This window comes from Aquidulcibacter paucihalophilus (assembly GCA_030285985.1).
Taxonomy (GTDB): domain Bacteria; phylum Pseudomonadota; class Alphaproteobacteria; order Caulobacterales; family Caulobacteraceae; genus Brevundimonas.
The window spans coordinates 1288964-1302089 of sequence record CP127384.1; the positions used below are offsets into that span (position 1 = coordinate 1288964).

The following is a 13126-nucleotide window of genomic DNA, read 5'->3' on the forward strand; positions in this document are numbered from 1 at the left end:
CAAGTCTCATGTCACTTCAGGGCAAGACGCTGTTCATCACGGGTGCCAGCCGCGGCATCGGACTGGCCATTGGCCTGAGGGCGGCGCGCGACGGGGCCAATGTGGTCATCGCCGCCAAGACGGCCGAGGCGCACAAACACCTTCCCGGCACCATCTATTCGGCGGCGGCCGAGATCGAGGCCGCCGGCGGCCAGGCCCTGCCGCTGATCGTCGACGTGCGCGACGAGGCCTCGGTGATGGCGGCGGTCGAGGCGGCGGTGGCGCGGTTCGGCGGCATCGACATCTGCGTCAACAACGCCTCGGCCATCCAGCTGACCGGCACCCTGGCCACGGACATGAAACGCTATGACCTGATGCATCAGGTCAACGCCCGAGGGACCTTCCTTGTCTCCAAGGCCTGTATCCCGCATCTGAAGCAGGCGCAGAACCCGCACATCCTGGCCCTGTCGCCGCCGCTCGACCTGTCGCCGCACTGGTTCGGGCCGCACGTGGCCTACACCATGGCCAAATACAGCATGAGCCTGGCGATGCTGGGCATGGCGGAAGAGTTCAAGGAGGATGGCATCGCCTGCAACGCCCTGTGGCCGCGCACCGGTATCGCCACCGCCGCCATCGAGTTCGCCCTGACCGGCAAGGCGGGGCTGGCCTTCTGCCGCACGCCCGAGATCATGGCCGACGCCGCCCACGCCATCTTCACCAGCCCGTCTCGCGAGCTGACCGGCCGGTTCCTGATCGACGACAGCTTCCTGTACGAGCGCGGCGAGCGTGACTTCGACCGCTACAGCGTCGAGCCGGGCAAGCCTTTGATGCCGGACTTCTTCGTGCCGGCGGACAGCACGCCGCCGCCGGGGGTGGTCGTGGGGTGACGCCGGCACCGGTGGGTGGTCAGGGTGATTGGTGATTGGTGGTTGGTGATTGCGGCGCCGGCTTCAGGACGCTGGCACTTGGGAAGGGCGTCGGCGGCGGCTCCTGGAGCCACCGATCACCAACCACCAACCACCAATCACGCGCCCCGTCAGAACTGCTGATACTGCCCGCCGATGGCGTAGCTGAAGCCGATCGGCAGGGCGTTGCGGAACAGGCTGATGAAGTTGGCCACCTCGCCGAGATTCGAGCGCGGGACGAAGATGATGTCGCCGCGGCGGAGCGCGATGACCTCGCCGCGCCGGGGGCGCAGGTCGGCCGCGCGCATCATGCGCACGCCGCCCCGGCCACGCCGGATCAGGGCCACTTCGCCCTGTTTGGCGGTCGGCAGGAAGTCGCCGGCCTGGATGATGGCCTGATAGGCGTCGAGGTCGCCGTTCATCTCGATCATGCCCGGCGTGCGCACCTCGCCGCCGACCCAGACGCGGATCGGTCCGGCCGTCTTCAGTGTCACCTCCACCACGGGCCGGCGCAGCTGGCTGGCAAAGGCGGCGGAGGCATCGGCCTCGACCTCGGCGATGGTGCGGTCGGCGGCCATGATCTGGCCGACGAGGGGCAGGGAGATGCGGCCGTCCGGGCCGATCCGCTGGGTGCGGGTCAGTTCGGAGGCCGTGGGGGTCGCGATCTCGATCTCGTCCCCGGGATAGAGGACGTATTCGGGCTCGGCCTCGGACCAGTCAGCAAAGCCGATCTCGGGGAAGGAGGTCCGGCCCGGGGCCTGGATGCGGTTGTCGCTGCCGCGACCGTCCTGCGGCAGGGGCATGCGGGAGCCGTAGTCGTCTCCGCCGCCGAGCCCCGGCATACTGGGGAGTGCCGGCACGCCGCCGCAGCCGCTGACCATCGCACCGGCACCGACAAGGCCCAGCAGCAACAGACGGCGGTCGATGGACATGGGGACTCACTCCGCGAAAACAGCGTTGAGGGCAGGGTCGGTGCTTATGGGTAACCAGTGGTTAACGCCGCTGCTCCAAGGCTGAACATCCAGGTTCAGTACGATGGAATCAGTCCGCCCCTCATGCGCACGTCGGCCTACACGACAGTCCGCCCGCGCTACGGCTTCTCGGATGTCGTCGGCCTGCTGTTCCGCGAAACCCTGCTGATGGTCGTGATCTTCCTGGTGGTGTTCGCCATAGGCACGGCGGCGGTCCTGACCCTGAAGAAGAGCTACACCGCCACCGCCAGCGTCTATGCCGGTGCCGGGCAGGAGTATGTCTACCAGTCCCGGGTCGGCCAGATCGATCCGAGCCAGCCGCTGGAAGCGGACGCCGTGGCCGGGGCGGAGGCGACCATCCTGGGCAGCCTCGAAGTCAAGCGCCGGGCTGTCCGCGCCGTCGGTGCCGATACGGTGCTGGGACCGGACGCGACCGGTACGCCGGCGGAGAAGGAAGCTGCGGCGCTCAAGGCGCTGGACGCAAACCTCGGCGTCGGGGTCACGCCGGGCAGTGCGATCATCGCCGTGTCCTATGAGGCCGATGATCCTGTCCGGGCCGCACAGGTTCTGAACGCCGTCGTCGATCAGTATCTGGTCCGGCGGCGGCAGGTCTTCCAGGGCTCGACCACCCCGGCCTATGCCGCGCAGCGTGAGGCGTTCGAGACCGACCTCAACACGGCCGACGAGGCCTACAACGCCTTCCTGGCGTCCAATGACATCGGCGACTTCGCCACCTTCAAGGCCAGCCTCGCCGCCAGCTATCAGACCACCCAGGCCGAGGCCCTGTCGCTGCGCGCCCAGCTGAACCAGGCGACCCAGAGGCTGTCGACCCTCGAGGCCCAGCTGGCGCAACAGCCCGCCGAGGTGGTGCTGCAGCAGGACCTGAACATCTCGGCCCAGGACCAGATCCTGACGCTGCGCACCCAGCGCGAGGCCCTGCTGTCGCGCTATACGCCCGAGGCCCAGCCCGTGCGGGACATCGACCAGCAGATCGCCGACCTGCAGGCCTATGTGGCCACCGGCACCACGGTCGGGCCCAGGGAGGTCCGGACCGGGCCGAGCACCATCTTCACCGAGATCGAGACCGCCCGGATCACCGCCGCCGCCGACCGCGACGGTCTGGCCGCCCGGCTGGCCGTGGCCGAGGGCCAGCTGAGCCAGCTGCGCTCGCGTCTGGCCGAGATGACCCGGCTGGAATCGACCAACGCCAATCTGGCCGGCAATCGCGAGGTCCTGACGACCCTGGTCCGCGACTTCCAGCAGCGCGAGAGCGCCGCCCGTGCCGACAGTGCCCTGGTCGCCGCCGGGGCGGACAACGTCAATGTGATCGAGCGCGCCGAGGCCCCGACCCGGGGCACCAGCCTGAAGGCACCCCTGCTGGCGGTGGTCTTCCTGTTCGCGGGCTTTACGGCCCTGTGCGTCGGCCTGCTGCGGGTGTTCACGCGCCGGGGCTATGTGACCCCGGCCTCGACCGGACGGACCCTCGACATGCCCGTTCTGGCCGTCGCCCCGATGAAGGCCCGATGACCCCGCCCGTGTTAGCGTAGGAGCCTGTAACGGGCGCGTAGCGATTCGATGGTCGATCTGACATCCGAAATGGCGGCTCTCTGGGCTGCGCTGGGACCGGCGCGGGGCCATCGCGGCCGCGTGGTCCAGATCGCCGCCGCCTCCTCGGGCGAGGGCGTGTCGACGGTCGCCCGAGAATACGCCCGTCTTGCCGCCGTGCGCGCCCGCCGGCCCGTCTGGCTGATCGACGCTGACCTGGCCCAGCAGGGCCAGATGGAGGCCGTCGCCGCCGAACCCGACCGTTTCGGCACGCTGGGCAAGGCGGCCATCGCCACCCCCGACGGCTCCATCTTCTTCGCCGTCACCCCCCGGATCATGGATCGGGCAGGCAAGCCCGTGCATCCGGCCCGGCTGATGAGCGCCCGGCCCTGCCTCGGCGGGCGGCTGTGGGTGACCCGGTTCGCGGCTGAGCACCTGCGCTCGGGGCAACGCGCCGAGGCAGTCAGCGACGCCCGCTATTGGGACGCCCTGCGCAAACATGCCGACACGGTGGTGATCGACGCCCCCGCGGCCGACCGCAGCGACATGGCCATCACCCTTGCTCCCTATGTCGACGCCACGGTTCTGGTGGTGGCGGCGGAGAGCGGGGCGGCCAATGAGCCGTTGATGCTGCGCGACGAGATCGAGGCGGTGGGCGGCAAGATCGCCGGGGTGGTCGTCAACCGTTCGACCTACAATCCGCCGGCCTTCCTGAAGCGGCTGACCGGCTAGACCTTCGCCGCGTCCAGTCGGGCGACTTCCCGCGCGCCATAGAAGTGCGGCTCGAACCCCTTCATCCAGAACAACTTTCCGACACCGCGCGCGGTGCGGTCGTACATCTCCGCCCGCTTCGGGCTGGCGATGAGGGTCAGGGCGGCGGAGGCCGCGCCCCAGACGGCGGTCTGGGCCGCGCCGATCGCCATCCAGCGCGCCACGCCGGGCCAGTTTCGCGCCGCCGCCGCCGTCTGGCTGGGGCCCTGGCCGTAGGCGAAGGCGCGGGCGAGGGCGTAGTTCAGGGTGGCGCGGTGGGCCGGGGCAAACTCCTCGACCCAGGCGTCCGCGGCCCAGCCGAAGCGGCCGCCACGGGCGGCCAGGGCCGCGAACAGGGCGTCGTCCTCGCCGCCGGCCTGGTCCGTGCCCGCGTCGAACGGCGCCGGGCCGGGCAGGGCGGTGGCGCGCAGCATCAGCGAGTTGCCGCACCCGTACGGGTGGTCGATCAGCCCGGTGCGCGCGGGGCCCTCGCGGCCGAAGAACCGTTCCAGCCAGGGCTTGAGCCAGGGCGCGGCGTCGGGGGCCCGGCCCGTGATCGGACCGAAGACGGCGTCGGCGCCGGTCTCCTGCCGGGCCTTGAGCAGGGCGGCGAGCCAGCCGGGCGAGGCGGCTTCGTCGTCGTCAAGGAAGGCGATCAGGGGTGCGTCCGTCGCGGCCAGTCCGGCGTTGCGCGCCGTGGCCACGCCGGGGCGGGGCGCGTGCACATAGTTGAGGGGCCAGGGGGCGCTGGACCGGAGGCCGTCAACGGTCGCCGCCGCCGATCCGAGCGGGTCGTTGTCGACCACGACGATGGCGGTCACCCGGTCTGCGACATGGGTCTGGACGAAGAGCGAGCGCAGGGCGCGCGTGAGGCTTTCGGGCCGTCTGAGGGTCGGCACGATGATCGCGACGTCCGCCATCAGACGGCGTCCGCATAGAGGGCGGCGCGGTACAGGCGCAGGGAGAAGGCGCGGGCACCGACGGGCAGCCAGGCCGCATCGGCGCCACGCCGCATCATCCTGCGCAGCTTCGGCAGGCCGGGGAGGCGCTTCAGCAGCCGGGCCGCCTTGTAGCTGGGGTAGGCGGCGACGATCGCCGGATGGCGCTCGGCCATGCGGGCGAAATTCGGGGCCGACTGCTCGTATTTGCCGGCGAGGGCCGCCACGGTGTCGAGCCCCATATGGGTCGCGGCGTTGTCGAGGTGGACGACGCGGAACCTGCGCGAGACCCGCATGGCCCATTCGACATCCTCCCAGCCCCAGCCGGTGAAGCCAGGGTCGAAGGCCTCGGACTCGAACACGTCGCGGCGGACCAGCAGGTTGGAAGTGTAGACGTATTTCTCGGGCTGTCTGGCCCGCTCGGTATACGGCACGCACTCCGACTTCGCGGCCATGGCGCGGTGGACGGCGAAGCGGGCGTCGGTGGGGGCCTGCAACAGGGAGAAGCCGCCGAAGGCCACGGCCGGGTCCTCGCGCGCGGCCAGGTCGGCCCAGTCGCGCAGGAAGCGACGGTGGTCGGGTCGCATGTCGCTGTCGAGGAACAGCAGGCTGCCGCCGCGCGCGGCCGAGGCCAGTCGGTTGCGCCCGATCGAACGACCCTCATTGGCGGGCAGGGTGATGAGGCGGACGGGCAGGGCCATGGCCCTGACCTGTGCCGTCAGCCGGGTGGTCAGGGCGGCATCGCGGGTGCCGTCGTCCAGCAGGACGATCTCGACCGCACCGGCGACCGAGGCGGCCTCCTCGTCGAGCAGGCCCAGCAGTTCCGCCGGATCGTCACGCAGGAAGGGGATCAGCACCGAGACGGCGGGCTTCGCCGCCTTCCAGGTGGGGCTGTCGGTCATTCTGGCCCGCGCGCTCATGCCGCCGCTCTCCGAAGTCCGCGCCCGGCCATGAGCCCGAGCGCCACGGTCCGCACGCCGGCGGCATTCAGGGTCAGGGCCGCCGCCGCATAGACGATCGCCCCGACGCCGGCGTCGAGGATCAGTTCACCGAGGCCGCCGATCGCCGGCAGCCGCGAGACCACCAGAGCCATGATGCCCGTGGCGACGCCGCACCGGGCGAGGCTTTCCCACGGGATCGGCAGGGCCACGACGCGCCGTCCGATCAGCAGGGTCGCGACCATGCCGAGACCGAAGCTGGCCGCCGTCGCCCAGGCGGCACCCATCAGGCCGAAGCGCGGCACCAGGATCAGGTTCAGGATCACGTTCAGGCCGGCGGGGACGGCCATGGCGAGCAGCAGCCGCCGGGTCTTCTTGCCGAGGGTGAAGGCCTGTCCGAAATAGTAGGCGGTGAGGCCGAACAGCAGGGCCGACAGGGCGATCCACGGCGTCACGCTGGCCGCGGCCGTGCGAAGCTCCTCGCCGATCAGCACCTCGGACAGCGGCCGCGCCACCAGCGCCACGCCGGCCGCTGCGGGCAGGCCGACCAGCAGGAAGGTCGACAGCTGTTCGCGGGCGGCGACCTTCAGCCGGTCCATCCCGCCCCGCTCCAGCGCCATGACCAGCGCCGGCTGGCCGGCCGTGCCGAGCCACAGGAACAGGACGTCCAGCGTGCGATTGGCGATGGAATAGCTGGCGTGATAGGCGCCCACCGCCGCCTCGCCGAGATACGCATCGAGCACGAAGCGATCGGTCGAGGACAGCACCACGGTCAGGGCCAGGGAGGCGGCGATCGGATAGCCGTACATCGCATAGTCCCGCACCCGTCCGGCTTCGAAGGCGCCGCCGCGCGCCTGTTTCAGCTCGCCGGGCAGGACGAAGGGCAGGGCGGCCAAGGGCGCGAGCCCGAGGCCCAGCAGGGGTGCCGCCGCCCCCGCGCCCGCAAGGGCGAAGCCGACACCGATGGCCAGACCGCCCGCAGTCACGGCCATGTCGAGCCGGGCCGACTTCGACACCTCGCCTTCGGCGCGGAACCGTTCTTGCGCCAGTTTGACCATCGATCGTGCCGGAGCGCCGGCGAGGCCGACCGCGAGCGCCAGTTTGAACAGGGGATCGGTGGGCAGCAGCCAGACCACAAGGCCGGTCACCACAAGGAAGGCGGCGCTGAGCACGAAGGCGGTGCGATACAGGCTGGCGAAATGGCCCTGGGCGGCGCCGGGCGTCTGGGCCGCCCAGAAGCGGGCCATGGCCGCCTCCAGCCAGCTGAAAACCGCCACATGGGCCAGGGTCATGACCGAGAAGGCCAGGGCGTAGCGGCCGAAATCCTCGGGACTGAGCAGGCGGGTGAAAAGGATGATGGCCAGGAAGCCGACCACACCCTGCACGATATTCGCGGGCAGATAGCCCCAGACGCCGCGCCAGAACATCAGCGGGCCTCGCTCAACGGATCGCCGCGCGGTCGCCCAGCAGCACCGGCACGGTGATGGCCATGATCCACAGATCCATCCACAGGGACTGGCGCTCGATATAGTCGACGTCGAGCTGCACCCGACGGCGCACGTCCTGGGCGGTGTGCAGCGGGCCGCGCGAACCGTTGACGGCGGCCCAGCCGGTCATGCCGGGCTTGATACGGTGGCGATGGGCGTAGTCGGCGACCAGACGGGCGCTCTCGACGTGGCCGGTCTTCATGCCGATGGCGTGCGGGCGGGGGCCGACCAGTGACATCTCGCCGGCGATCACATTGAGCAGCTGCGGCAGTTCGTCGAGGCTGGTCTTGCGGATGAAGCGACCGATACGGGTGACCCGGTCGTCGTCATGGGTGACCTGCCGGCTGGCGGTCGCGTCGGCGGCCTCCTGCCTCATCGAGCGGAATTTCCACACCACGATTTCCTCATGGTTGAAGCCGTGGCGCCGCTGGCGGAAGAAGATCGGGCCCGGGCTGTCGAGCCGTATGGCGAGCGCGATCAGCGCCATCACGGGTGCCAGCAGGGCGAAGGCGATCAGGCCGAGAATCATGTCCTGAAGCCGCTTGTTGAAGGCCCGGCGATCGTCGTCGGCCGGTCCCTGGACGTCGGCCAGCGGTGCCGCCGCCAACCGGTCCAGCGCCGACTGTGTTTCAGCCACGCCATCGGGTTCGACCAGCAGGGTGACCTCGTGGGGCAGGTTGCGCAGGGTGGCGTTGAGTTCGCGCACCCGCGCCTCGGCCCGCGGGTCGATGGCGAGGACGATGCGATCGACGTAGGGCGTCATCTTGTGGGTCAGCAGATCGGCCGCCGTGCCCAGCACCGGCACGCCCTCGATGGCGCGCGGGCTGCGCGCCATCCGGTCGTCGAAAATGCCCAGGACATTGAGATCGCGCCGCTTGAGGGCCTCACGGATGAGGGACTCGGCATGGCGGGTCGCCCCGACCAGCACGATATTGGGCGTCAGGGCCCCCGAGGCCCGCCAGCGGCCGACGAGGTCGCTCCAGCCGATATGCAGGGCGTTCAGGGTGATCAACATCAGACCGGCCCAGACGAGATAGGCCGCGACCTGCGCCGCCGTCCCGCCGAGGAGCCAGCCGGAGCTGATGGCCACGAGCGCGCCCGCCCCGACCAGGGCGGCGACCGAGGCCAGATGCCGGGCCGTCTTCTGACCGCGCGCGAACCGGTAGCGGCCCAGTGATCGCATCAGTCCCAGGACCGTGGCCGCGCCCAGGGCGAACGGCAGGACCCGCGAGACCTCGGCATGGACCAGCGTGCCCGGGGCGGTGGCCCAGGCGCACAGAAGGCTGACGGCGACCACGGCCAGGGTGTCGAAGGCGCGGAAATAGTGGGCTGCGAGCCGGGAGGCATGCCGCTGCCGCGCGTTCAGCCAGACCTCGGGGCGGAAGGGACCGCGGCGCGCTGCGGCGTCGGCGACGGCTTCCGGCGGCGCGGACACGGCCGCAGCGGCGAGGGCCTGAAGCCCTGTCGCATCCATCCCGCTGGTTTCCAACCGGGTGGCATCGAACGAATGGCGGCGGACGGCTTCGGTCATGGGGCTCGTGGCGAGGACTTCCCGGGTACCATGCACGCCCGCTCTCACTGTCCCGTTAACGCAGAGTCATTCTCCAGCGCCGTGCGTGTTGACCGTTGCGCCGGTCGGTTTGCTCGGCTAATCACGCCGCCTGCCGGAGACGTGGCCGAGTGGCTGAAGGCAACGGTTTGCTAAATCGTCGTACCCTGTAAGGGGTACCCAGGGTTCGAATCCCTGCGTCTCCGCCAGAACCTCCTTCATGCTGACGGGCTTCGGCGGGTCTGCCGGGCCGGAAGGCCGGGGAAGAGGGTGGGTACGGACGCATCCAGCGCCTCCACCGCCTCATAGCCGTGCACGGCGTCATGGATGTCCAGACCCTCGACGAAGGCACGGTCGACGCAGGAGAAGGACCGCCCGCGCCGCCTGCGCCTAGAGTCCCGGTGGCCCGAGCAGCCAGGTCAGCCAGATGCCGACGGCCAGACAGGGCCCGAACGGCAGGCGATCCGCGGCCGACACCTTTTTCCCCACCAGTACCCGGGCCGCGACCAGGCTGAGGCCGGCGGCCGACGCCCAGAGCAGCACGCCGGGCAGGCCGATCCAGCCCACCCAGGCCCCGCCGGCGGCGAGCAGGAAGGGGTCGCCGTCGCCGAGACCCTCGCGGCCGCGCAGCCGGCGATAGGCGAAGGCCAGCAGCCACAGGCTGGCGAAGCCCGCGGCGGCACCGACCAGGGCGTCGAGGGGGGCGGTGTGATCCAGCAGGAAGGCCGCGAGCCCTCCCGTTGCGAGGAGGGGCAGTGTCAGTTGATCCGGCAGGCGGAAATGTTCGGCGTCGATGACCGAAATCAGCAGGAGCTGCCAGCCGAGCAGCGCCGTCAGGACGGCGGCGAGTGGCGTGGGCTGGGCGAGGGCGGCCCAGACGCCGAGCCCGGCTGCCCCGAGCGCCATGAGCGCATACCGGCGCGGACCCGGGCGCCGGTCGGCGTCGTCCGGCAGCAGGCGCTCGCCCAGCCGGACAAGGCCGCCGCCCGTGATCAGGCCGGTTCCGCCCAACAGCAGGGCGAGGATCGCTGGCGTCACGCTCCGGCCTCCTGCGAAGGGGCGTCGCGCCCTTGCGGCCCCCAACCGGGCCCATGTAGCCCGGACCCGGCGATTGGGCTACGACTGTCGCGGGGGCCGTCGGGGCCGGCTTGGGGAAGCCAAAGTGATCGGCGCAGTGCGGAGTTTCAGCGAGGTGGCGCGTCAGGCGCTGGCGGCGCGGCCGGACCGTGTCCGCGCGGGTGTCGAGCTTGCGCTGGCGCTGGTTCTGGCGGTGCAGCTCGGCCGGCTGATCCTGATCGCCGTGGAGCCCGCGGGTCCGGCTGCGACCAACACACCCCCGGCGGCGCTGAAGCCGGTCGACTATGCGGTCTTCCAGCGTTTCGACGCGTTTTTCCGCACGGGTGGTCAGAGCAGTCTTGCGGAGGCGAGTGCGGCGGGGAGCGGGCAGATGCGGTTGTATGGTCTGCGCTCGGACGGCGCGGGCGGGGGTTCGGCGATCATCGGGCTGGCGGATGGGCGTCAGGTTTCGGTGGGCGTGGGGGAAGAGGTTGAGCCGGGGCTGGTGCTGCGCGGGGTAGGCGCGGATCATGTGACGCTGGCGCGCGGCGGGTCGGTGAGCCGGCTGGTGTTTACGGATCTGCCGATGGGGGTGGCACCGGTGCCGCCGCCGCCGCCGGGCCCGCAGACAGTGACGCCTGCGCCGGCGGTGTCGGTCGCGCCTGCGGGGGCTTCGATTGATCCGGCGCGGTTGCTGGGCCAGGCGGGGCTGCGGCCGCGGATGCGCGGGGCGCGGCTGGACGGGTTTACGGTGTCGGGCGCGGGCGATGCGGCGGTGCTGCGGGCGGCGGGGCTGCAGGCCGGGGATGTGATCCTGGCGGTGAACGGCCAGCCGCTGGACAGCCTCGAGCGGATCGCGGCCCTGCGCAGCCAGCTGGCCAACAGCGCGGGCGCCGAACTGCGCATCGAGCGCGACGGACAGGTACAGACCTCCACCCTGGGAAGCGGCCAATGAAGCGATCGAACCTGATCGGCGCCGTGATGGCCGCCGTCCTCGCCGTGCAGGGGCCGCTGGCCGCCGGGCCGGTGTGGGCCCAGTCGCAGACGCTGAACGTGCAGGGCGCGGACATCCGCGCCTTCATCCAGGACGTGGCGCGCTCGACGGGGCGGACCTTCATCGTCGATCCGGGCGTGAGCGGCACGGTGACGGTGTCCAGCGACCGGCCGCTGAGCCGGACCCAGCTGTTCGAGGTCTTCCTGTCGACGCTGCGGGCCAACGGCCTGGTGGTGACCCCGACGGCCTCGGGGGCCTACCGGATCAGTCCGGCGCAGGGGGCGGCGCAAGGCCCCGCGACGGTGGGCTCGGAGCGGTTCTCGACCGAGGTGTTCCAGCTGAGGAATATCGATGCGGCGGCGGCGGCGGAGACGATCCGGCCGCTGGTGGGGGCGCAGGGCCAGGTGCTGGCCAACCCCGGTGCCAACAGCGTGGTGGTGGCCGACTTCGCCGACAACCTGGTCCGCATCCGCGCCCTGATCGGGCGGATCGACGTGGACCGGACCGGGTTCGAGGTGGTGACGCTGCAGAACTCCTCGGCGCGCGAGATCGCCGCCGTCCTGCAGACGGTGCTGGCCCCGCCCGGCGGCCAGCCCGGCTCCGGCATGGTCAGCGTGACCCCGGTGGAGAGCTCCAACTCGATCGTGCTGCGCGGTGATCCGGCGGCGCTGGCGCGCATCCTGCCGCTGATCGGCGACCTGGACCGCCGGGCCGAGAGCGCCGACGACGTCAAGGTGGTGTTCCTGCAGCATGCCGACGCCGAGGCCCTGCTGCCGGTGCTGCAACAGGTGGTGGGCCAGCCGGTGACGGCACCTGTTCCCAACGCCGCGCCGGGGTCCGGTCGCAGCAGCGCGGTGGACGCCCCCGCCGCAGCGGTTACGCCCGCCGGCGTCCCGGCGGCGGTGATCGCGCGCTTCCCCGGTGCCAATGCGCTGGTCATCTCGGCCTCGGCGGATACGCAGCGGATGCTGGCCGAGGTGATCCGTCAGCTGGACCAGCGCCGTCAGCAGGTGCTGATCGAGGCGATCGTGGTGGAGCTGTCGGACAATGCGGTGCGCGAGCTGGGGGTGCAGTGGCTGCTGGCGGGCGAGGACGGCAATCCCGTCGGCCTGACCAACTACTCCGACCGGGCCGCGCCGCTGGTGCCGCTCGCGGGCGGGGCCGGGGCGGGCCAGCTGGAGGCCGACGACCCCTTGCGCGACCAGCTGCAGACGCTGGCGCTGAACACCCTGCTGGGGGCCAATGGCTTCATCGGCGGGGGCGGCGGGCGGATCGGCGACGGCCTGTTCGGCTTCATCATCAATGCGGCCAAGACGGATGCGGGCTCCAACCTGCTGCAGACGCCGTCGCTGATGACGCTGGACAATGAGGAGGCGACCATACTGGTGGGTCAGGAGGTGCCGATCACGACCGGCGAGACCCTGCTGGACGGCAATGCCAATCCCTTCCGCACGACCCAGCGCCAGGACATCGGGGTCAAGCTGGTGGTGCGGCCGCAGATCAATGCAGGTGGCTCGATCACCCTGTTCCTGCGTCAGGAGGTGTCCAGCATCAACGGCGTGCTGACCGACAGCGCCAATGATCTGGTGCTGAACAAGCGCGAGCTGGAGACGACGCTGGTGGTCGACGACGGCGACATCGCGGTCGCCGGCGGCCTGCTGGACCAGAACGACCGGCTGTCGGTGGACGGGGTGCCGGGGCTGGCCAGCCTGCCTTACGTCGGCGGCCTGTTCCGCTCGACCAGCCGCCAGCGCGGGCGGACCAATCTGATGGTGTTCATCCGCCCGACCATCATCCGCAGCCCGGCCGATGCCCAGGCGCTGGCGGCGGACCGCTGGGGCTATATGCGCCAGCAGCAGCTCAGCAATGCGCCGGGGGTGGAGCCGTCGCTGGACGAGATGCTGCGCGACTATATGCGCACGCAGCCTCCAGCAGCGCCCGACGATACGATCACCGCCCCCGTGGGCGAGGTGACCGCCGCGCCGCTGGCTCCGGTCTCTTCAGGCCAGTGAGG

General features: G+C 71.0%; 11 protein-coding genes and 1 tRNA gene. 6 read left to right on the top strand and 6 right to left on the bottom strand.

Annotated elements, in window-relative coordinates; genetic code table 11:
- The first annotated feature begins 8 nt into the window (after nt 1-8).
- Complete coding sequence (locus KB221_06350) at nt 9-866, top strand: NAD(P)-dependent oxidoreductase (protein WIY70640.1); 858 nt, start codon at nt 9-11, stop codon at nt 864-866.
- Nucleotides 867-1015: 149 nt separating this feature from the next.
- Here the strand turns inward: KB221_06350 and KB221_06355 are convergent, their stop codons facing one another.
- Complete coding sequence (locus KB221_06355; GenBank protein ID WIY70641.1) at nt 1016-1816, bottom strand: polysaccharide biosynthesis/export family protein; 801 nt, start codon at nt 1814-1816, stop codon at nt 1016-1018.
- 123 nt (nt 1817-1939) lie between these two features.
- Between KB221_06355 and KB221_06360 the strand changes: the two genes are divergently transcribed.
- Together KB221_06360 and KB221_06365 are read left to right on the top strand one after the other, a co-directional pair.
- Nucleotides 1940-3382: a chain-length determining protein gene (locus KB221_06360; protein ID WIY70642.1), complete on the top strand. Its 1443-nt coding sequence runs from the start codon at nt 1940-1942 to the stop codon at nt 3380-3382.
- 48 nt (nt 3383-3430) lie between these two features.
- Nucleotides 3431-4132, top strand: coding sequence for a hfsB (locus KB221_06365; GenBank protein ID WIY70643.1), 702 nt, complete (start codon nt 3431-3433; stop codon nt 4130-4132).
- Here KB221_06365 and KB221_06370 read toward each other — a convergent pair.
- From KB221_06370 to KB221_06385, 4 genes are read right to left on the bottom strand one after another with little or no spacing between them, the layout of a single operon-like run.
- Nucleotides 4129-5070, bottom strand: coding sequence for a glycosyltransferase family 2 protein (locus tag KB221_06370; GenBank protein WIY70644.1), 942 nt, complete (start codon nt 5068-5070; stop codon nt 4129-4131). The genes KB221_06365 and KB221_06370 overlap by 4 nt on opposite strands.
- Nucleotides 5070-5990: a glycosyltransferase family A protein gene (locus KB221_06375; GenBank protein ID WIY70645.1), complete on the bottom strand. Its 921-nt coding sequence runs from the start codon at nt 5988-5990 to the stop codon at nt 5070-5072. The genes KB221_06370 and KB221_06375 overlap by 1 nt, the downstream gene beginning before the upstream one ends.
- 14 nt (nt 5991-6004) lie before the next feature.
- The gene (locus KB221_06380; GenBank protein ID WIY70646.1) at nt 6005-7453 is read right to left on the bottom strand and encodes a polysaccharide biosynthesis C-terminal domain-containing protein; all 1449 of its coding nucleotides are present in this window, start codon (nt 7451-7453) and stop codon (nt 6005-6007) included.
- A gap of 13 nt (nt 7454-7466) precedes the next feature.
- A complete protein-coding gene (locus tag KB221_06385) occupies nt 7467-9044 on the bottom strand; it encodes an exopolysaccharide biosynthesis polyprenyl glycosylphosphotransferase (protein WIY70647.1) in 1578 nt (525 codons plus the stop codon).
- 135 nt (nt 9045-9179) lie between these two features.
- Between KB221_06385 and KB221_06390 the strand changes: the two genes are divergently transcribed.
- Nucleotides 9180-9271, top strand: a tRNA-Ser gene (locus KB221_06390).
- A gap of 181 nt (nt 9272-9452) precedes the next feature.
- Here KB221_06390 and KB221_06395 read toward each other — a convergent pair.
- Nucleotides 9453-10100, bottom strand: a complete 648-nt coding sequence (locus tag KB221_06395) for an A24 family peptidase (protein ID WIY70648.1) — start codon at nt 10098-10100, stop codon at nt 9453-9455.
- Between the two features lie 124 nt (nt 10101-10224).
- Here KB221_06395 and KB221_06400 point away from each other — a divergent pair, with 124 nt between their 5' ends.
- Together KB221_06400 and gspD are read left to right on the top strand one after the other, a co-directional pair.
- On the top strand, nt 10225-11073 hold the full coding sequence (locus KB221_06400) for a type II secretion system protein N (protein ID WIY70649.1): 849 nt from the start codon (nt 10225-10227) through the stop codon (nt 11071-11073).
- Entirely contained in the window at nt 11070-13124 is a 2055-nt protein-coding gene (gspD, locus tag KB221_06405; protein ID WIY70650.1) for a type II secretion system secretin GspD, read from the top strand. The genes KB221_06400 and gspD overlap by 4 nt, the downstream gene beginning before the upstream one ends.
- The last annotated feature ends 2 nt before the right edge of the window (nt 13125-13126 follow it).